Below are 18503 nucleotides of genomic sequence, written 5' to 3'. Positions count from 1 at the left end.
CTCAGCCTATATCACGGACGCTGGCCGGCGACGATCGGCCTGTCGCAATGACCGCCAACCGCCATATGGAGTGCCCCGATGCCCGTGTTCGACTATGACCTCTTCGTGATCGGTGGCGGTTCGGGCGGCGTGCGCAGCGCGCGGCTCGCCGCGGGACTGGGCAAGAAGGTGGCGATCGCCGAGGAGTTTCGCTACGGCGGCACTTGCGTCATCCGCGGCTGCGTGCCGAAGAAGCTCTACGTCTATGCCTCGCAGTTCAGCGAGCACTTCGAGGATGCGGCCGGGTTCGGCTGGAGCGTCGGCGAGACGACGTTCGACTGGAAGGCGCTTGTCGAGGCCAAGGAGCGGGAGATCACCCGGCTGGAGGGACTCTACCGCAAGGGCCTCGACAATGCGGGTGCGGAAATCCTCAACTCCCGGGCGGTGCTCGTCGGCCCCAACACGATCCGGCTGACGGCGACGGACCAGCTGGTGACCGCCGAGCGCATCCTGATCGCCACCGGCGGACATCCCGCACCGCACCAGGATCTGCCGGGGCGCGAGCTGTGCATCACCTCAAACGATGCGTTCGACCTGCTCGAGCTCCCGAAGTCGATCCTGATCGCCGGAGGCGGCTATATCGCCGTCGAGTTCGCCAACATTTTCCACGGCCTCGGCGTCGAGACGACGCTGATCTATCGCGGCAAGGAAATCCTCTCTCGGTTCGACCACGACATGCGCCAGGGGCTGCACAAGGCCATGGTCGACAAGGGAATCCGGATCCTCTGCGAGGACATCGTCGTCGAGGTCGCCGAGACGGAGGGCGGCGGCCGCCGCGCCAAAACGTTGAGGGGCGAGACGCTGCTGGTCGACCACGTCATGCTGGCGCTCGGCCGGGTGCCCAACACGACCGACCTCGGACTGGAGATCGCCGGCATCCATACCGATGCCAGGGGCGCGATCGTCGTCGACGAGTACTCGCGCACGAATGTTCCGGGCATCTTTGCCATCGGCGACGTCACCGATCGCGTGCAGCTGACGCCGGTGGCGATCCACGAGGCGATGTGCTTCATCGACACCGAATTCCGCGACCGGCCGACCTCGCCGGACCACGACCTGATTCCGACGGCCGTGTTCTCGCAGCCGGAGATCGGGACGGTGGGCATGAGCGAGGAAGCGGCCGCCAGGAAATATCCGGAACTGGAGGTCTACCGTGCCGAATTCCGGCCGATGAAGGCGACGCTGTCGGGCCGGCAGGAGAAGACGATCATGAAGATCATCGTCAATGCGGCCGACCGCCGGGTTCTCGGCGTGCACGTGCTCGGCCACGACGCCGGCGAGATGGCGCAGCTGCTCGGGATCGCGCTGAAGGCGGGCTGCACCAAGGACGACTTCGATCGCACCATGGCGGTGCACCCGACGGCGGCCGAGGAACTGGTGACGATGTACCAGCCGAGCTACCGCATCCGCAACGGCGAGCGCGCCTGAGCCGGGCGAGAGCCGGACGTGCCCGCTAGGCAAGCGGGCCATTCCGGTTTATAAGCCCGCATCCCCAATGATAGACGGGCATACGGCCGCTCGGCTGTGGCCGGTAGACAGGTGAGTTACATGGCACAGAATTGGACCCCGGACAGCTGGCGGAACAAGCCGATCCAGCAGGTGCCGGACTATCCGGATGCCGCGGCGCTGGCCGCGACCGAAGAGCAGCTCGCATCCTATCCGCCGCTCGTCTTCGCCGGCGAGGCGCGACGCCTGAAGAGCGCGCTTGCCAACGTGGCCGAGGGCAGGGGCTTCCTGCTGCAGGGCGGCGACTGCGCCGAGAGCTTCGCCGAGCACGGCGCCGATACGATCCGCGACTTCTTCCGCGCCTTCCTGCAGATGGCGGTGGTCCTGACGTTCGGCGCCCAGCAGCCGGTGGTCAAGGTCGGCCGCATCGCCGGTCAGTTCGCCAAGCCGCGCTCGTCGAACGTCGAGACGCAGGGCGATGTGACGCTGCCGTCCTACCGCGGCGACATCATCAACGGCATCGAATTCACCGAAGAGGCACGGGTGCCCAATCCCGAGCGCCAGATCATGGCCTACCGCCAGTCGGCGGCGACGCTGAACCTTTTGCGCGCCTTTGCGATGGGCGGCTACGCCAATCTGGAGAACGTGCACCAGTGGATGCTGGGCTTCGTCAAGGACAGCCCACAGGCGGAACGTTACCGCGCGCTCGCCCACCGCATCTCCGAAACCATGGACTTCATGAAGGCGATCGGCATCACCGCCGACAACCAGGCGAGCCTGCGGGAGACCGATTTCTTCACCAGCCACGAGGCGCTGCTGCTCGGCTACGAGCAGGCGCTGACCCGCGTCGATTCGACGTCGGGTGACTGGTACGCGACCTCCGGACACATGATCTGGATCGGCGACCGGACCCGCCAGCCTGACCATGCCCACGTCGAGTACTGCCGCGGCATCAAGAACCCGATCGGCCTCAAGTGCGGCCCGTCGCTGACCGCCGATGGCCTGCTGGAGCTGATTGACATCCTCAACCCTGCGAACGAGGCCGGCCGGCTGACGCTGATCTGCCGTTTCGGTCACGACAAGGTGGCCGAGCACCTGCCGCGGCTGATCCGCGCCGTCGAGCGCGAGGGCAAGAAGGTGGTCTGGTCCTGCGACCCGATGCACGGCAACACGATCACGCTGAACAGCTACAAGACGCGGCCGTTCGAGCGGGTGCTGTCGGAGGTGGAAAGCTTCTTCCAGATCCACCGTTCCGAAGGCACGCATCCGGGCGGCATCCATATCGAGATGACCGGCAAGGACGTGACCGAATGCACCGGCGGGGCGCGCGCGCTCTCCGGCGACGATCTCGCCGACCGCTATCACACCCATTGCGATCCGCGCCTCAACGCCGATCAGGCGCTGGAGCTTGCGTTCCTGCTCGCCGAGCGGCTGAAGACCGGCCGCGACGAGAAGCGGATGGTTGTGAACGGCTGATCGCCGTTCGTTCACGATTTGGCGCCATGCATCAACGGCGTTGAAACGACGAGTGAATTTTCTGCAATTGACCGGACCGGGTCGGCTGAGGAAGCTGGCCCGGTCTTTTTGTTGCGCCGCGGAGACTGGCGCGGGCGAAGACCGATGGTGCGATTTTACTTGTCCGGTGAATGGCGGCCGGCGAGGCTGCTGGAGGAAGCGAGACATGAGCGAGGTTCACACCGGCCACTGCCTTTGCGGCACGGTCCGCTTCCGCACGACGGGACCGCTGCGCGAGGTGATCGCCTGCCACTGCAGCCAGTGCCGCCGGCAGACGGGGCATTTCTACGCGGCGACCAACGTGAGAGACGAGGACCTCGCGCTCGAAGGAGCGGACAATGTCGGCTGGTACCGGGCGAGCGACACCGCCAGCCGCGGCTTCTGCCGCACCTGCGGTTCGGCGCTGTTCTGGAAGGGCGACGGGGCCGCCTACACGTCGATCATGGCCGGCGCCTTCGACCAGCCGACCGGCTTCAAGATCGCCTGCCACATCTATTGCGCCGACAAGGGCGACTATTACGAGATCGGCGACGGCGCGCCGCAATACGAGCAGAACTGCTGAGCGCAGGACGGCCGCGGGAGCCGCCGCCCCGATTGCCGGCTAAAGCGCCGCGGTCGCCTTGATCTCGCCCATCCGGTTCCAGGCGTCGAGGCCGGCGATCTTGTAGGCTTCGGCCAGCGTCGGATAGTTGAAGGTGTTTTCGACAAAGTACTCGACGGTGCCCTTCAGGTTCAGCACCGCCTGGCCGATGTGGACCAGTTCTGTGGCGCCTTCACCGACGATGTGGACACCGAGCAGCCGGCGCGTCTTCAGCGAGAAGATCAGCTTCAGCAGGCCCGAATTGAGCCCCATGATGTGGCCGCGCGACGTTTCGCGGAACCGGGCGATCCCGCACTCGTAGGGGATGCCGCGCTCCTTCACCTCCTCCTCGGTCAGCCCGCAGGTGGAGATTTCCGGAACCGCATAGATGCCGTAGGGGAAGTACTTCTGCGGCTCCTTGGCGATGGCGCCGACGGCGACGCGGGCGGCGATGCGGCCCTGCTCCATCGAGGTGGAGGCGAGGCTCGGGAAGCCGACGACGTCGCCGGCGGCATAGATGTGCGGCACGGCGGTCTGGAACGTCTCCGGATCGACCTTGAGGCGGCCGCGATCGTCCGCGGTGAGGCCGGCGGCGGCCAGGTTCAGCGCGTCGGTGGCGCCCATGCGGCCGGCGGCGTACAGAACCATGTCGGAGACGACAACCCGACCGTTGTCGAGCGTGATCGAACACTTGCCGTTGTCGAGCTTTTCGACCTTGTCGGCCGTCGCGCCCAGGATCAGCTTCATGTTGTGGTCGCGAAGCTGATAGGTGAAGTCATCGACGATCTCGCGGTCGATGAAGTCGAGGATGGCCGGCTTCGGATCGATGACGGTGACGCGCACGTCGAGCGCGCTGAAGATCGTGGCGTATTCGATGCCGATGACGCCAGCGCCGATCACCGTGAGCGAGCGCGGCACTTCGGCGATGTCGAGCAGCTCGTCGCTGTCGAGGATGGTCGTGCCGTCGAACGGAATGCTCGCCGGACGATAGGGCTTGGTGCCGACCGCCAGCATGATGCTCTTGGCGGTGACGTGAAGGGTCTCGCCGTCGTCCATGACGACCTGCAGGGTCTCCGGCGTCAGGAAGCTGGCCTTGCCGCGGATGTGCTGGACGCGGTTGCGGGCGAACTGGTGTTCCAGGACCTCGACCTCGTGGTCCAGCGTGATGATGAGACGGCGGCGCAGGTCGTCGGCGCTGATCTCGTCCTTGACCCGGTAGGCACGACCGTAGAAGCCGCGCTCGCGCCAGCCGGTCAGGTTCAGGGCCGTCTCGCGCAGCGTCTTTGAGGGGATCGTGCCGGTGTGCACGGACACACCGCCGACGCGCTTTCCCTGTTCGATGACGAGGACCTTGTGGCCGAGCTTTGCCGCCTGGATCGCGCCCCTGCGTCCTGCGGGGCCGCTGCCGACGACGACGAGATCATACTCTTGCATGGAGAACTTCCGGAACTGGTAGAATCTGGATGCGAAGCCGCAGTCTTCGTCCGCGACGGCCGTAGCGTCAACGTCATGGCTTAACAAAGCCTTGGCAGGCGCGCCTTCCCGCATCATTATTTTGCGGGATTGCGTCATGCCGATGAAGCCGCGGATGCGGCGAAGTGGGGCGGGAACGCGGCGGCGGGAGGTCGAGGCGGTTGGCGAGGCGCGGGCGGCCACCTGCGCCGCAGCTATACCTGATCGGCCGGAGTGCGCCGGCGCGTCGGCGCTTCTCCACAAGCCGCCGTTGATCAGCTAAAGCTCTGCATCCAGAAGCGCGTTCAAGTTGCTGAAATGGCATCAACCTATATCAGCCGCAAGCCCTTGAGGCTGGCATGGCCGTCGCGGCCGATGATGATGTGGTCGTGCACGGTGATGCCGAGCGGTCTTGCGGTGTCGATGATCGTCTTCGTCATCTCGATGTCGGCCCGCGAGGGCGTCGGGTCGCCGGAGGGATGGTTGTGCACCAGGATGATGGCGGTCGCCGACAGCTCAAGGGCGCGTCTCACCACCTCGCGCGGGTAGACGGGGGTGTGGTCGACGGTGCCGCGGCCCTGCACCTCGTCGGCGATCAGGACGTTGCGCTTGTCGAGGAACAGCAGGCGGAACTGTTCGCGGTCCTCATGCGCCATGGCGGCGTGGCAGTAGTTGATGACGGCGGACCAGGAGCCGAGCACCTGCTTGTTGCGCAGCTCGCTCTTCAGCATGCGCTGTGAAACGGTCGCGACCAGCTTGAGGTCGAGCGCCACCGCCTCGCCGATGCCGTCGACTTCCTGCAACAGCGCCGGGGAGGCGCCGAACACGCCGGCTAGCGTGCCGAACCGGTTGAGAAGGGCCTTGGCGATCGGTTTCGTGTCGCGACGGGGGATCAGCCGGAACAGCAGCAGTTCGAGAATTTCGTAATCGGCCAGGGCCGCCTCGCCCTGTTCACGATAGCGGCTGCGCAAGCGCTCGCGATGACCGTGATAATGGGCTTCATCGCGGCTGCCGGGCGCTGGCCGCTTTCCAATCGCCGTTCCTCCTGCCTGTTCGGCGAAGTGATCCCGGTCGCCGGCGCCATCGAACAACGGGCCGCCGTACTCCGCCTCGCGGTCCGCGTCGGCGGCGGCTGTCGGTTCGCCAGTCGGTGCGGGAGGCTTGGCCATCTGGTCCTATCCGGGAAGGCCGGGGCGATCGAGGCCGCCGGGCGACAGCGTGAAGATCTCGCAGCCGTCGGCCGTGACCCCGACGGCGTGCTCGTACTGGGCCGATAGCGACCGGTCGCGCGTGACCGCGGTCCAGCCGTCGGAGAGAACCTTCACGTGCGGCCGGCCGAGATTGATCATCGGCTCGATCGTGAAGATCATGCCTTCCTTCAGCTCCGGACCTTCGCCGGCGCTGCCGTAGTGCAGGATGTTCGGCGCGTCGTGGAACAGTCGGCCCAGGCCGTGGCCGCAGAAGTCGCGCACCACCGAGCAGCGCTCGGCTTCGGCAAACTGCTGTATCGCCTCGCCGATCGCGCCGGTGCGTACGCCCGGCTTTACCGCCGCCACGCCGCGCATCAGGCATTCGTGAGTCACTTCCAGCAGTCGCTCGGCCGCCCGCTTGATCTGGCCAACCGGATACATGCGGCTGGAATCGCCATGCCAGCCGTCGAGGATGTAGGTGACGTCGATATTGACGATGTCGCCCTCGCGCAGTGGCTTGTCGTTCGGAATGCCGTGACAAACGACGTGGTTGATCGAGGTGCAGCACGACTTGGTGTAACCGCGGTAGTTCAGCGTCGCCGGGATCGCACCATGATCCATGCCGAACTCGAACACGAAGCGGTCGAGCGCGTCGGTGGTGACGCCGGGCTGGACGAGCGGATAGAGTTCGTCGAGCGCGCGTGCCGTCAACTGGCAGGCCTTGCGCATGCCCTCGAAGGCGTCGCTGTTGTAAAGCCGGATCACGCCCGTGTTCTTCATCGGGGCGGAAAAGGCTTCGATATAGGTTACCATCGTCGAACTTTCGAATTGTCAGTCAGGATTTCATAAAGCAGCTATGACGGCTTCGTCCATGCCGATCAATGCCGCGGGCCGAATTTCGAACGGCGATACGGCGCATGCCACGGCATAGGCCTCGACGCCGCGGGCGCGGGCCCGCACATAGGCTGCCGCATAGACCGGATCGAGATCGAGGCAGATGCTGAACCGGTCGCAGTCGGCGCGCTGTACAAGATAGAGCATGATCGCGCGATGGCCACTCTCGGCCATGTCGCCGAGTTCCTCCAGATGCTTGGCCCCGCGCGCGGTCGCCGTGTCGGGAAATTCGGCAAGGCCGGGGTCCCGGCAGAAATGCACGTTCTTGACCTCGACATAGGCCGACGGGCGACCGGGACCGGACAGGAGCAGGTCTATGCGCGAGTTGCGGCCATATTTGCGCTCGCGTTCGACGACCGGGTATTCGGCGAGGTCGCCGAGCAGGCCGGCGCGGATCGCCTCTTCGGCCAGCCGGTTCGGCAGGGCGGTGTTGATGCCGACGATCGTGCCGTCGGCCTCGACCAGTTCGAAGCGGTGGCGGTACTTGCGCACGCCGTCGTGCTCGGAAAGCCAGATGCGCGAGCCGGGCGCGGTCAGGCCGCGCATCGAACCGGTGTTCGGGCATGAGCCGGTGATCGTTGTTCCATCCGCAAGCGTCGCATCGAAAAGGAAACGCTTGTAGCGCTGGATCAGGGTGGCGGGAACGAGGGGCGGGTCAAAGATCATTCGCGGTTCTTGCAGGCTGTGAAACGAGAGGGGCGTCGGTTTTCGTCCGGGAGGAGCGAGGGCGGGACGATGGGAAAGGGTCGGGAAGGCCGGGGGGACGGCGAAATCGCACCGATCGCTGCATCATTCGGCGAACGTGGCGGCCTGGCGGTGCGGTTAGTGGGTTACGGCTCAGGCCCTGACCCGCACGTAGGATCCGGGTGCGTCCTCCAGAGGTTTCAGCGGGCCGCCCGGCTTGCGGGCAGGCACCTTGCGGCGATCCCGCGCCACGACCCAGGCGTGCCAGTGCGGCCACCATGAGCCCGGCGTCTCCTTCGCCTTCTTCACCCAGTCATCGTATTCGCCCTTCGGCGCGCCGCCGGTCCAGTACTGGTACTTCATCCTGTCGGGCGGATTGACGACGCCGGCGATGTGGCCGGAGCCGGACAGCACGAAGGTGACCTTGCCGCCGAAGGCGCTGCTGCCGACGAAGACGGAGCGGGCCGGGGCGATGTGGTCTTCCCTGGTGGCGAGATTGTAGACCGGGATCTTGACGTCCTTCAAAGAGATCTTCTTGCCCGCCAACACCATCTCACCCCGGCTGAGATTGTTCTTCAGATAACAATTGCGCAAGTAAAACGAGTGGTTGGCGGCGGGCATTCGCGTGGAATCTGAATTCCAGTAGAGCAGGTCGAAGGGCAGGGGATCCTGGCCCTTGAGGTAGTTGTTGACGAAATAGGGCCAGATCAGTTCCGAGGCGCGCAGCATGTTGAAGGCGGTCGCCATCTTCGAGCCCTCGAGATAGCCGACCGTCGCCATGCCCTGCTCGAGGGCGGTTATCTGGTCCTCGTCGGCGAAGACCTTGAGGTCGCCGGCGTGGGTGAAGTCCACCTGGGTGGTGAAGAAGGTGGCGGAGCGAATGCGCTTGTCGCCCTCCTTTGCCTGCAGCGCAAGCGTGGCGGCCAGCAGCGTGCCGCCGACGCAGTAGCCGATCGCGTTCACCTCTTCCTCGCCGCAGGCCTGCTTGATGGTGTCGAGCGCGAAGCCGATGCCCTCGCGGGCATAGGCCTCCCAATCCTTCAACGCATGGCGCTCGTCGGGATTGACCCAGGAGATGACGAACACGGTGTGCCCCTGGTCCACCGCCCATTTGATGAAGGACTTCTGCGGGTTGAGATCGAGGACGTAGAACTTGTTGATCCACGGCGGACAGATCAGCAAGGGCCGCTTCAGCACCTCGCTGGTGGTCGGCTCGTACTGGATCACCTGGCAGACCTCGTTTTGCGCGATCACCTTGCCGGGCGTGATGGCGAGATTTTCGCCAACCGCGAACTTGCTGGTGTCGGTCTGGCGCAGCCGCAGTTCGCCGCGGCCGGCGGCGATGTCTTCTGCGAGCATGCGCATGCCGCGTACGAGGTTCTCGCCGTTGCTGGCGACGGTCTCGCGGTAGAGCTGCGGATTGGTGGTGATGAAGTTCGACGGCGAGATGGCGCTGGTGATCTGCCGGACATAGAAGGCCGCCTTGTGGCGGGTGTGCTCGTCGAGCCCTTCGGCGTCGCTGACCATACGTTCGGCCCAGTCGGAGGTGACGAAATACACCTGCCGCAGGAAGTCGAAGAAGGGATGCTTCACCCAGTCCTCGTCTTCGAACCGCTTGTCCTTGCCGTACCGGTCGTCGAGCGGCTCGTCGCCGGCCTCGCCGCCGAGCTTTTGCAGTGTGCGCGACCAGATGCCGAAGTAGCTGCCGAGCAGCAGGGTCTGCGCTTCCAGGGTGCGGCGCGGATCGGAAAGCCAGTATTCGGAGACTTTCGACAGCGTCCTGACCATGTCGACGACCGGCTCGGCGCCGGTGTCGACCTTATGGCCGCGCTCGCGCGGCTCCAGCCAGGCGGACGCCGCCTTGCCGAGCTGTTCGAGCGTGCGGGCGAAATTGACGGCGAGCGCCTCGGGGTTCTTGACGATGTAGGGTTCGATCGATTTCGGGTCGAAGCCGCCGAAACCAGAGGTCTCGCGCGTTTCGCCGTTCCTTTCCTGGCCCAACCCGACGCCTCCGGATTTTCCTGTCAGTTTCCGTTTTTACATCCTGCCCGAAAAAGATTACAAGGGCCATACAGCTTTTGACGACACCGCTTCCCGCGGTGGTTGGGCGCACTGCGTGGGGCAGCACAGGAATGAAGGCGGAATTCAGCAGGGTGGGCGCGATGATCGTGCTCGGCGGACTGGCGGGGGCAATTCTCGGAGGTTGCTCTCCGACATCGACGGTATCGCCGGAGATAAACCGGGGCGCGGACCGTTCCGCCACCTTTCCCGACATCACAGCCCGCGTCGGCGCTGCGACAACGCAGATGAGCAACGACGAGGCGGCCTCGATCAGCGCGCGGCTTTCGGCGCTTGCCGCAAACCGGCAGGCCGGTACGATCAGCGACGCCGATTACCAGCGCGAGGTGCTGGAATTGCAGGCCCTGGCCGCGAATCACGGCGCCGACACGCTCAAGGAAATCGCGAAATAGCTCTTGCCTTTGACGGCGATTGGCCGCAAAGCCTTGAGTGGTCCAACGGGCCGCTCCGGGCGGCGAAGCGTCATCATTTAGGTCGGATTCGCCGCTACCCGGAGATCTTGATTGCGCGGAGAGCCGGGCGGATGCCGCGGCCGTGCCGTGCCCAACGAGGTCGAATGATGGAAGAGTTTCACAAGGTCCGGCGTCTGCCGCCATATGTTTTCGAGCAGGTCAACCGTTTGAAAGCAAGCGCGCGAGCGGGCGGGGCCGACATCATCGACCTTGGCATGGGCAATCCCGACCTGCCGACGCCGAAGGCGATCGTCGACAAGCTGTGCGAGGTGGTGCAGGACCCGCGCACCCACCGCTATTCGTCCTCCAAGGGTATTCCCGGCCTGCGCCGCGCACAGGCTGCGTACTACGCTCGCCGCTTCGGCGTGAAGCTCAATCCGGAAACGCAGGTCGTCGCGACGCTGGGCTCGAAGGAAGGCTTCGCCAACATGGCCCAGGCGATCACCGCGCCCGGCGACGTGGTGCTCTGCCCGAACCCGACCTATCCGATCCATGCCTTCGGCTTCCTGATGGCCGGCGGGGTGATCCGCTCGATCACGGTGGAGCCGGACGAGAGCTTTTTCCCGCCGCTCGAGCGCGCCGTGCGGCACTCGATCCCCAAGCCGCTGGCGCTGATCCTCAACTATCCGTCGAACCCGACGGCGCAGGTCGCGACGCTGGATTTCTACAGGGACGTCGTGGCGTTCGCCAAGAAGCACGACATCATCGTGCTGTCCGACCTCGCCTATTCGGAAATCTACTTCGACGGCCCGCCGCCGCCCTCCGTCCTCGAAGTGCCGGGTGCGATCGACGTCACCGTCGAGTTCACCTCTATGTCGAAGACCTTCTCGATGCCCGGCTGGCGGATGGGCTTCGCCGTCGGCAACGAGCGGCTGATCGCGGCCCTGACGCGCGTGAAGTCCTACCTCGATTACGGCGCCTTCACGCCTATCCAGGTGGCGGCGACGCATGCGCTGAACGGCGACGGCTCGGACATCGAGGAGGTGCGCAACGTCTACAAGCGCCGGCGCGACGTGCTGGTCGAAAGCTTCGGCAAGGCCGGCTTCGAGGTGCCGCCGCCGGCCGCGACGATGTTTGCTTGGGCGAAGATACCGGAAATATTCCGGCATCTCGGGTCGCTGGAGTTCTCCAAGCTCCTGGTCGAGAAGGCGGACGTGGCGGTCGCTCCCGGCGTCGGCTTCGGCGAGCAGGGCGACGATTTCGTGCGGATCGCGCTTGTCGAGAACGAACATCGCATCCGCCAGGCCGCCCGCAACATCAAGCGCTTCCTTTCCTCCGCCGACGAGACGATGCACAACGTTGTCTCGCTCAGCGCCCACCGCTAATATTTTCGTCCACCGGCGTCCGCCGGTGGATGCCAGCACCAATTCGATAGGAATATTTAATCATGGCTGATGCCCTGAAGATCGGCATAGCGGGCCTGGGGACCGTCGGGGCCTCGCTCGCGCGCATTCTCCTCGAACGCCGCGAGATGCTGACGACGACCTGCGGCCGGCCGATCGAGATCGCCGCCGTCTGCGCGCGCGACAGGAGCCGTGACCGCGGCGTCGATCTCTCGCATGCCATCTGGTTCGAGGACGCCGTGGCGCTTGCCGAGCAGGCCGAGATCGACGTGTTCGTCGAACTGATGGGCGGCGCCGGCGATCCGGCCCATGCGGCGGTCACAGCGGCGCTGTCGCGGGGCATCCACGTGGTGACCGCAAACAAGGCGCTGCTGGCGGCCCACGGCGTCGAGCTGGCGATGCTGGCGGAGGAACGCGGCTGCCTGCTGAACTACGAAGCGGCGGTGGCCGGCGGCATTCCGGTGATCAAGGCGCTGCGCGAATCCCTGACCGGCAACACGGTGTCGCGCGTCTACGGGATCATGAACGGCACCTGCAACTACATCCTGACGAAGATGGAGAAGGAGGGCTTAAGCTTTGCGGAGTGCCTGAAGGAGGCGCAGCGGCTCGGCTATGCCGAGGCGGATCCGACCTTCGACATTGAGGGCAACGATACCGCCCACAAGCTTTCGATCCTGACGACGCTGGCCTTCGGCAACCGCATCTCGGCCGACGACATCTACCTCGAAGGCATCAGCAACATCTCGATCGAGGACATTCGCGCCGCCGCGGACCTCGGCTATCGCATCAAGCTGCTTGGCGTCGCGCAGAAGACCGATACCGGCATCGAGCAGCGCGTGCACCCGACGATGGTGCCGATCGAATCGGAGATCGCCCAGGTCGACGGCGTCACCAACGCGGTGGCGATCGAATCCGACATTCTCGGCGAACTGCTGATGGTCGGCCCGGGCGCCGGCGGCAACGCCACGGCGTCGGCGGTGCTCGGCGACATCGCCGACATCGCCAAGAGCCGACCCGGCGCGCAGAAGGTGCCGGTGCTCGGCCGGCCGGCTAAGTCACTGGAGCCATATGTGCGGGCGCAGATCCGCAAGCACCACGGCGGCTATTTCATCCGCATGACCGTCGAGGACCGCGCCGGCGTCTTCGCCAACATGGCCGGGCACATGGCCGAGAACGGCATCTCGCTCGAATCGATCGTCCAGCACTCGAAGCATTTCACCGAGAGCGTCGAGCCGAAGACGATCATCCTCGTCACCCATGCGACGATGGAGGACAGCGTCCGCCGGGCCGTGGCGGCGATCAGCAAGGAGGGATACCTTGCCGGGCCGCCGCAGGTGATCCGGATCGAGCGGCCCAAATCGGCCTGAAGCGGCAGCGGGGCGCATCGTTGAACCAGGAAGTCGATCCCGTCCACCGCGCCTTCCTCGGCGTCGAGCAATCGGCCACCGGGCAGCGCTGGGTCGCGCGGCTCGACCAGGCGGGCGAGAACCGGGCGCTGGCGATGAGCCAGACGCACGGCATCGCCGACCTGATCGCCCGGGTGCTTGCCGGACGCGGCGTCGGCTTCGACGAGGCGCTGGAGTTCCTCGATCCGACGCTGCGCCGACTGATGCCGGATCCCTATACGCTGACGGATTGCGAGGTGGCGGCAGAGCGCATCGCCGCGGCGATCGCGCGGCGCGAGCGGGTGGCGATCTTCGGCGACTACGACGTCGACGGCGCCTGCGCTTCGGCGATCCTGTACCGCTTCCTCAGCCATTTCGGCGTGGAGGCGGAAATCTACATCCCGGACCGGATCTTCGAGGGCTACGGCCCAAACCCGCAGGCGATCAACACGCTGATCGAGCGCGGCGCCAGGCTGATCGTCACCGTCGACTGCGGCTCGACCAGCTTCGATTCGCTCGCCCATGCCAGGGAGCGCGGCATCGACGTCGTCGTGATCGACCATCACCAGGTCGGCGAAGAACTGCCGCCCTGTGCGGCGCTCGTCAATCCGAACCGGGACGACGATCTTTCGGGGCAGGGGCATCTGTGCGCCGCCGGCGTCGTGTTCCTGGTGCTGGTGGCGCTGCAGCGGCTGCTGCGGGGGCGTGACCCGCGCGCCGGCAGCCTCGATCTGCTTGCGATGCTCGACCTCGTGGCGCTCGCCACCGTCTGCGACGTGGTGCCGTTGAAGGGGCTGAACCGCGCCTATGTGGTCAAGGGGCTGGTGGCGGCGCGCCATCTCGCCAATCCGGGCCTGGCGGCGCTCCTGAAGCACGCCGGCATCGGCGGGCCGGTGACGCCCTATCACCTCGGCTTCATGGTCGGCCCGCGCATCAATGCCGGCGGGCGGATCGGCGACGCGGCACTCGGCAGCCGGCTGCTGACGCTGCAGGACGGTACGCAGGCCGAGGCAATCGCAACCCAGCTCGATGGGCTGAACCGCGAGCGACAGGCGATCGAGGTCGCCATGCTCGCCGAGGCCGAGGCGGAGGCAATCGCCGAGTACGGCACCGGCGAGAACGCTTCGGTGATTGTCACCGCGCGCGAGGGCTGGCACCCGGGCGTCGTCGGCCTGCTCGCCTCGCGGCTGAAGGATCGCTTCCACCGGCCGGCCTTCGCGATCGCCTTCGACCCTTCCGGCAAGGGCACCGGCTCCGGCCGCTCGATCAACGGCTTCGATCTCGGGCGGATGGTGCGGGCAGCGGTGGACGAGGGGATCCTCGTCAAGGGCGGCGGCCATGCCATGGCGGCGGGCCTGACCGTCGAGCGCGCCAATCTCGGCAGGCTGCGCAGCTTCTTCGAGGAGCGGGCCGCAAGGGTGGTGAAGGAACTGACCGCGGTGCGCACCTTGAAGATCGACGGGGCGTTGTCGGCCACCGGCGCGACGCTGGCGCTGGCCGACCGGCTCGAGCAGGCCGGCCCCTACGGCTCGGGGCACCCGCAGCCGGTCTTCGCGCTTGCCGCGCATCGGCTCGTCGATGTCCGGCACGTCGGTGTCAATCACCTGAAGCTGACACTGGAGGGGCCGGACCGCGGCCGGATCGAGGCGATGGCGTTCAGGGCCGCCGACGCGCCGCTCGGCGCCTTCTGCCTGCAGCGCCGTGGCCAGGTGCTGCACGTCGCAGGTTCGGTTTCAGCCGACCATTGGCAAGGCAGCCGCCGGGTGCAGTTTCGCGTCAGCGATGCGGCAGAGGCGTTTTAGACAGACCGGCCTTGGGCAGGCCAGGCCCGTTTGCTGCTTTGCGCGGTGATTTGTCGAAAGTCACTCGAGAAAATGGTACGCCCAACGGGACTCGAACCCGTGTTGCCGCCGTGAGAGGGCGGTGTCCTAACCGCTAGACGATGGGCGCCCGTGGATTCCGGCAATATAGGGGCTTACCGCTCGTCCGGCAAGCCGGCGGCGGGGACGGCTGCGAGGGCAGGCCTGCAAGGCGGCGGCCCGTGATGGCCGGACCGGTTGCGTTCGATGCCGGCGATCGCTTACGGTCTCGGCGGGACATGGTTGCATGGAGAGCATTGCAATGGACGACAAGCCGCTGGAAATTCCGGTGCTTCTGAAACGCCGCCTGCAGGCGCAGGTGATCGGGCCGATCCACGCGGAGATGGTTGCGGCGATCGGGCAGGAGAAGGCGGACGCCATCCTGGACAGCGCGATTCGCAAGGCGGCGATCGCCGAGGGCCAGGCGTTTGCCGCGAAGGAGCCCGGCGGCGAAACGAGCATGGCGAGCTTCATCAAACTCTACGAACTGTGGACCGCCGACAGCGCGCTCGAGATCGAGGTGCTCCAGGCGACCGACGAGGCCTACGACTTCAACGTCACCCGCTGCCGCTATGCCGAGACCTACCGGGAGATGGGGCTGGCCGGGATCGGCCATCTGATGTCCTGCAACCGGGACGGCACGTTCTGTGAGGGCTACGATCCGAACATCAGGCTTGAGCGCAAGGAGACGATCATGGCGGGCGCCTCCAGCTGCACCTTCCGCTATCGCTACCAGCGGACGGAGTAAGCCCGTCTGCGATCACTTCCGGCTTTGACTTTCGGAGGAGGGTGGCACGCCCTAGGGGAGTCGAACCCCTCTTTTCAGAATGAAAATCTGACGTCCTAACCGATAGACGAAGGGCGCGTGCGATGGCCGTCTTCTAGCCAGAGCCCCGACGTTATGCAAGGCCTAAAACGATGATTCGACAAATTATTTTGCCCGCGGGACGCACGCGCGCGCGAATGTCGATCGCCTGCGGAAAGCCGGCCCATAGCCGCTAAGGAAGGGGAGGTGGCACGCCCTAGGGGAGTCGAACCCCTCTTTTCAGAATGAAAATCTGACGTCCTAACCGATAGACGAAGGGCGCGTGCGGGGGTGCTTCTACTCAGGCCCCGCCGATTGCGCAAGGGCAAAAATGACCGGCTGTCGCATTTTTGTTGCGTTGCCCCGAAGGTCAGCGCAGCGGGCGTAGCAGCGGCCTAGCAATAGCGATGGCAGCCTACGGTACGGCTGGCTTTGAACCCAGAATCGCAGGAAAGGTCACAATCGCTTGATCGCCGCAAACGGGCTTGCCGTCTCCGCCACTCGCCATGAAAATGTACGTGGCCTGTCCGATGCCTCAGGCGCGGAAGCTTGAGCGCAGGCAAAGAAGGACAGGCCGGTGGAGGTTACCGCCATGGCCAAGCATGCATCCCCGGATGGAATTTCGTCCGTTCTGGCAAATCTGCACGCGATTCTGCCGGAAATCGAAGCCCTCTACAAGGACATCCACTCCCATCCCGAATTGTCGATGCAGGAGACGCGAACCTCAGGCATTGCCGCTGACAGGCTCCGCAAGGCGGGCTTCGAGGTGACGGCGGGGGTGGGCAAGACCGGCGTTGTCGGACTGCTTCGCAATGGTGACGGTCCCACCGTGATGCTGCGGGCCGACATGGATGCGCTGCCGATCGCCGAAGGCACCGGCCTGGACTACGCCAGCACCGTGACGGTGAAGGGCGCGGATGGAAAGACGGTGCCGGTGGGGCATATGTGCGGCCACGACATGCATGTGGCCTGGCTGGTCGGGGCGGCGACATTGCTGTCGCAGGCGCGCAACGCCTGGAAGGGCACGCTGATGGTGGTCTTCCAGCCGGGCGAGGAGACCGCCGAGGGCGCCCGCGCGATGATCGACGATGGTCTGCTCGATCGCTTTCCCAAGCCGGTTGTCACGCTTGGCCAGCACGTCATGGTTGGGCCGGCCGGTTTCGTCGCCGGCAGCGCCGGACCGATAACCTCGGCCGCCGACAGCCTGCAGATCCGCCTGTTCGGGCGCGGGGCGCACGGGTCCATGCCACAGGCGAGCATCGATCCCGTTGTCATGGCCGCATCGGTCGTGTTGCGGCTGCAGACCGTCGTGTCACGCGAAGTCGCCGCCACCGATGCGGCGGTGCTCACGGTCGGCGTGCTGCAGGCGGGAACGAAGGAGAACGTCATCCCCGACGACGCGCTGATCAAGCTCAATGTGCGCACCTTCGATGCCGGGGTACGCGAGCACGTGCTCGCCGCAATCGAGCGGATCGTCAATGCCGAGGCGGAGGCCTCGGGGGCGCCGCGCAAGCCGGAGATCACGCAACTCGACAGCTATCCGCTGAACGTCAACGACGAGGCTGCCAGCCAGCGTGTCGCCGAGGCCTTCCGCGGCTATTTCTCGCCCGACAAAGTCAGGCACACAGGTCCGGCGCCGGCGAGCGAGGATTTCGGCTGCTTCGGAACCGCCTGGCAGGTGCCCTCGGTGTTCTGGTTCGTGGGCGGCACCGATCCCAAGACCTACGCCGACGCCAAGGCAGCGGGCCGGCTGAACCAGCTACCGGTCAATCATAGCCCGCAGTTCGCGCCGGTCCTGCACCCGACCTTGGAAACAGGCGTCGAGACCATGGTGGTGGCCACGCTGGCCTGGCTCGGCGCCACCTGATCCTGTACGGTCAAGCGTTCGCGGCGGCGGCCGCATCGCGCCAGCTGCTTCCGACGCTTCGGGGGAGGCCGTGCCGGGTGGAATGACCATGATCACCATCGACACCTTCACGCGTGTCCTCGACCTTGGAGGCACGTTCGTGTTCGCAATCAGCGGTGCGCTGGCGGCGGTCAATCGCAGGCTCGACCTGTTCGGCATCCTCGTCCTGTCGTTCGTGGCCGGTAATTTCGGCGGAATAACCCGCGACGTGCTGATCGGCGCGGTGCCGCCGGCAGCCTTGACCAATGGGCTGTACCTGCTGGTTTCCGTCATCGCCGGGCTCATCACCTTCCTCGCCTATGCCGGTATCGACCGGCTGCGCAGCCCCGTCCTGATGTTTGACGCGGTGGGACTATCGTTCTTCGCCGTCGCCGGCACGCAGAAGGCGCTCGCATTCGGGGCAAGCCCGGTGACCGCCGCGCTCCTCGGGATGCTGACGGGGATAGGCGGCGGCATGACGCGCGACGTCCTCCTCAGGGAAATTCCCCAGGTCCTGCGCTCCGACCTCTATGCCGTGGCCGCGCTCGCCGGTGCCGCCGTCGTCGTCGGCGGTTCCGAGATCGGCGCGTCCTATGGCTGGTCGGCGCTGGCGGGAGGCGCCCTGTGCCTCGGCATCCGCTTCATGGCGATCCGCTATGGATGGCGACTGCCGGTCGCGCACCTTTCGGCCCGCGGTCGACGGAAGGCCGCTTGTTCCAAGGAAGACAAGCCGCGCTGAAGCCGGTGCCGTGATCCGAAGCGGTTCGTCCGGAGATATGCATCGCTGGGGAAGGGGTGGCACGCCCTAGGGGAGTCGAACCCCTCTTTTCAGAATGAAAATCTGACGTCCTAACCGATAGACGAAGGGCGCGTGCGGGGGTGCTTCTACTCAGCC

General features: G+C 65.8%; 15 protein-coding genes and 4 tRNA genes. 10 read left to right on the top strand and 9 right to left on the bottom strand.

Features of this window, described 5'->3' with window-relative positions:
* Positions 1-78: 78 nt before the first annotated feature.
* The 3 genes from gor to C7449_RS11310 all read left to right on the top strand — a co-directional run bounded on the left by gor (position 79) and on the right by C7449_RS11310 (position 3562).
* Positions 79-1467: a glutathione-disulfide reductase gene (gene gor, locus C7449_RS11320; protein WP_108002905.1), complete on the top strand. Its 1389-nt coding sequence runs from the start codon at positions 79-81 to the stop codon at positions 1465-1467.
* Positions 1468-1587: 120 nt separating this feature from the next.
* The gene (locus C7449_RS11315; protein ID WP_108002904.1) at positions 1588-2961 is read left to right on the top strand and encodes a class II 3-deoxy-7-phosphoheptulonate synthase; all 1374 of its coding nucleotides are present in this window, start codon (positions 1588-1590) and stop codon (positions 2959-2961) included.
* Between the two features lie 205 nt (positions 2962-3166).
* Positions 3167-3562, top strand: coding sequence for a GFA family protein (locus tag C7449_RS11310; protein ID WP_108002903.1), 396 nt, complete (start codon positions 3167-3169; stop codon positions 3560-3562).
* A 39-nt stretch (positions 3563-3601) separates the two neighbouring features.
* Here the strand turns inward: C7449_RS11310 and sthA are convergent, their stop codons facing one another.
* The 5 genes from sthA to phaC form a co-directional block, all read right to left on the bottom strand.
* Positions 3602-5014, bottom strand: coding sequence for a Si-specific NAD(P)(+) transhydrogenase (gene sthA / locus C7449_RS11305; RefSeq protein ID WP_108003197.1), 1413 nt, complete (start codon positions 5012-5014; stop codon positions 3602-3604).
* 347 nt (positions 5015-5361) lie between these two features.
* Positions 5362-6201, bottom strand: coding sequence for a RadC family protein (gene radC / locus C7449_RS11300; protein ID WP_108002902.1), 840 nt, complete (start codon positions 6199-6201; stop codon positions 5362-5364).
* A gap of 6 nt (positions 6202-6207) precedes the next feature.
* On the bottom strand, positions 6208-7035 hold the full coding sequence (map, locus tag C7449_RS11295) for a type I methionyl aminopeptidase (RefSeq protein WP_108002901.1): 828 nt from the start codon (positions 7033-7035) through the stop codon (positions 6208-6210).
* Positions 7036-7065: 30 nt separating this feature from the next.
* Positions 7066-7782 (bottom strand): DNA/RNA nuclease SfsA, encoded by a 717-nt coding sequence (gene sfsA / locus C7449_RS11290; RefSeq protein ID WP_108002900.1) that lies wholly within the window; start codon positions 7780-7782, stop codon positions 7066-7068.
* A gap of 171 nt (positions 7783-7953) precedes the next feature.
* Positions 7954-9801, bottom strand: coding sequence for a poly(3-hydroxyalkanoate) polymerase subunit PhaC (gene phaC, locus C7449_RS11285; RefSeq protein WP_108002899.1), 1848 nt, complete (start codon positions 9799-9801; stop codon positions 7954-7956).
* A gap of 152 nt (positions 9802-9953) precedes the next feature.
* Between phaC and C7449_RS11280 the strand changes: the two genes are divergently transcribed.
* From C7449_RS11280 to recJ, 4 genes are all read left to right on the top strand, one after another.
* Complete coding sequence (locus C7449_RS11280; protein ID WP_210204721.1) at positions 9954-10271, top strand: SHOCT domain-containing protein; 318 nt, start codon at positions 9954-9956, stop codon at positions 10269-10271.
* 167 nt (positions 10272-10438) lie between these two features.
* The gene (locus C7449_RS11275; protein WP_108003196.1) at positions 10439-11656 is read left to right on the top strand and encodes an LL-diaminopimelate aminotransferase; all 1218 of its coding nucleotides are present in this window, start codon (positions 10439-10441) and stop codon (positions 11654-11656) included.
* Positions 11657-11718: 62 nt separating this feature from the next.
* Positions 11719-13041 carry a homoserine dehydrogenase gene (locus tag C7449_RS11270; protein WP_108002897.1) on the top strand — a complete coding sequence of 441 codons (1323 nt, stop codon included), beginning with the start codon at positions 11719-11721 and terminating at the stop codon, positions 13039-13041.
* A 20-nt stretch (positions 13042-13061) separates the two neighbouring features.
* Positions 13062-14861: a single-stranded-DNA-specific exonuclease RecJ gene (gene recJ, locus C7449_RS11265; RefSeq protein ID WP_108002896.1), complete on the top strand. Its 1800-nt coding sequence runs from the start codon at positions 13062-13064 to the stop codon at positions 14859-14861.
* A gap of 73 nt (positions 14862-14934) precedes the next feature.
* On the opposite strand, the gene C7449_RS11260 is transcribed toward recJ, so the two are convergent.
* Positions 14935-15009, bottom strand: a tRNA-Glu gene (locus C7449_RS11260).
* Positions 15010-15165: 156 nt separating this feature from the next.
* Between C7449_RS11260 and C7449_RS11255 the strand changes: the two genes are divergently transcribed.
* A complete protein-coding gene (locus C7449_RS11255) occupies positions 15166-15666 on the top strand; it encodes an L-2-amino-thiazoline-4-carboxylic acid hydrolase (RefSeq protein WP_108002895.1) in 501 nt (166 codons plus the stop codon).
* Positions 15667-15708: 42 nt separating this feature from the next.
* Here the strand turns inward: C7449_RS11255 and C7449_RS11250 are convergent.
* Positions 15709-15783, bottom strand: a tRNA-Glu gene (locus C7449_RS11250).
* Between the two features lie 148 nt (positions 15784-15931).
* Positions 15932-16006: transfer RNA gene (locus C7449_RS11245), tRNA-Glu, on the bottom strand.
* Between the two features lie 309 nt (positions 16007-16315).
* Here C7449_RS11245 and C7449_RS11240 point away from each other — a divergent pair.
* Together C7449_RS11240 and C7449_RS11235 are read left to right on the top strand one after the other, a co-directional pair.
* Positions 16316-17590 (top strand): M20 family metallopeptidase, encoded by a 1275-nt coding sequence (locus tag C7449_RS11240; RefSeq protein ID WP_108002894.1) that lies wholly within the window; start codon positions 16316-16318, stop codon positions 17588-17590.
* Positions 17591-17678: 88 nt separating this feature from the next.
* Positions 17679-18347 (top strand): trimeric intracellular cation channel family protein, encoded by a 669-nt coding sequence (locus C7449_RS11235; protein WP_108003195.1) that lies wholly within the window; start codon positions 17679-17681, stop codon positions 18345-18347.
* Positions 18348-18404: 57 nt separating this feature from the next.
* On the opposite strand, the gene C7449_RS11230 is transcribed toward C7449_RS11235, so the two are convergent.
* A tRNA-Glu gene (locus C7449_RS11230) sits at positions 18405-18479 on the bottom strand.
* Positions 18480-18503: the final 24 nt, after the last annotated feature.

It is taken from the genome of Mycoplana dimorpha, assembly GCF_003046475.1.
Classification (GTDB): domain Bacteria; phylum Pseudomonadota; class Alphaproteobacteria; order Rhizobiales; family Rhizobiaceae; genus Mycoplana; species Mycoplana dimorpha.
Note: the sequence above shows the minus strand (reverse complement) of the source record. Positions and strands in the feature narration are given on the sequence as shown.

What these genes read in the sequence shown, in the direction of transcription:
- gor (WP_108002905.1), top strand. Translation starts at nt 79, where the DNA reads ATGCCCGTGTTCGACTATGACCTCTTCGTGATCGGTGGCGGTTCGGGC.
- C7449_RS11315 (WP_108002904.1), top strand. Translation starts at nt 1,588, where the DNA reads ATGGCACAGAATTGGACCCCGGACAGCTGGCGGAACAAGCCGATCCAG.
- C7449_RS11310 (WP_108002903.1), top strand. Translation starts at nt 3,167, where the DNA reads ATGAGCGAGGTTCACACCGGCCACTGCCTTTGCGGCACGGTCCGCTTC.
- sthA (WP_108003197.1), bottom strand. Translation starts at nt 5,014, where the DNA reads ATGCAAGAGTATGATCTCGTCGTCGTCGGCAGCGGCCCCGCAGGACGC.
- radC (WP_108002902.1), bottom strand. Translation starts at nt 6,201, where the DNA reads ATGGCCAAGCCTCCCGCACCGACTGGCGAACCGACAGCCGCCGCCGAC.
- map (WP_108002901.1), bottom strand. Translation starts at nt 7,035, where the DNA reads ATGGTAACCTATATCGAAGCCTTTTCCGCCCCGATGAAGAACACGGGC.
- sfsA (WP_108002900.1), bottom strand. Translation starts at nt 7,782, where the DNA reads ATGATCTTTGACCCGCCCCTCGTTCCCGCCACCCTGATCCAGCGCTAC.
- C7449_RS11275 (WP_108003196.1), top strand. Translation starts at nt 10,439, where the DNA reads ATGGAAGAGTTTCACAAGGTCCGGCGTCTGCCGCCATATGTTTTCGAG.
- C7449_RS11270 (WP_108002897.1), top strand. Translation starts at nt 11,719, where the DNA reads ATGGCTGATGCCCTGAAGATCGGCATAGCGGGCCTGGGGACCGTCGGG.
- C7449_RS11255 (WP_108002895.1), top strand. Translation starts at nt 15,166, where the DNA reads ATGGAGAGCATTGCAATGGACGACAAGCCGCTGGAAATTCCGGTGCTT.
- C7449_RS11240 (WP_108002894.1), top strand. Translation starts at nt 16,316, where the DNA reads ATGGCCAAGCATGCATCCCCGGATGGAATTTCGTCCGTTCTGGCAAAT.
- C7449_RS11235 (WP_108003195.1), top strand. Translation starts at nt 17,679, where the DNA reads ATGATCACCATCGACACCTTCACGCGTGTCCTCGACCTTGGAGGCACG.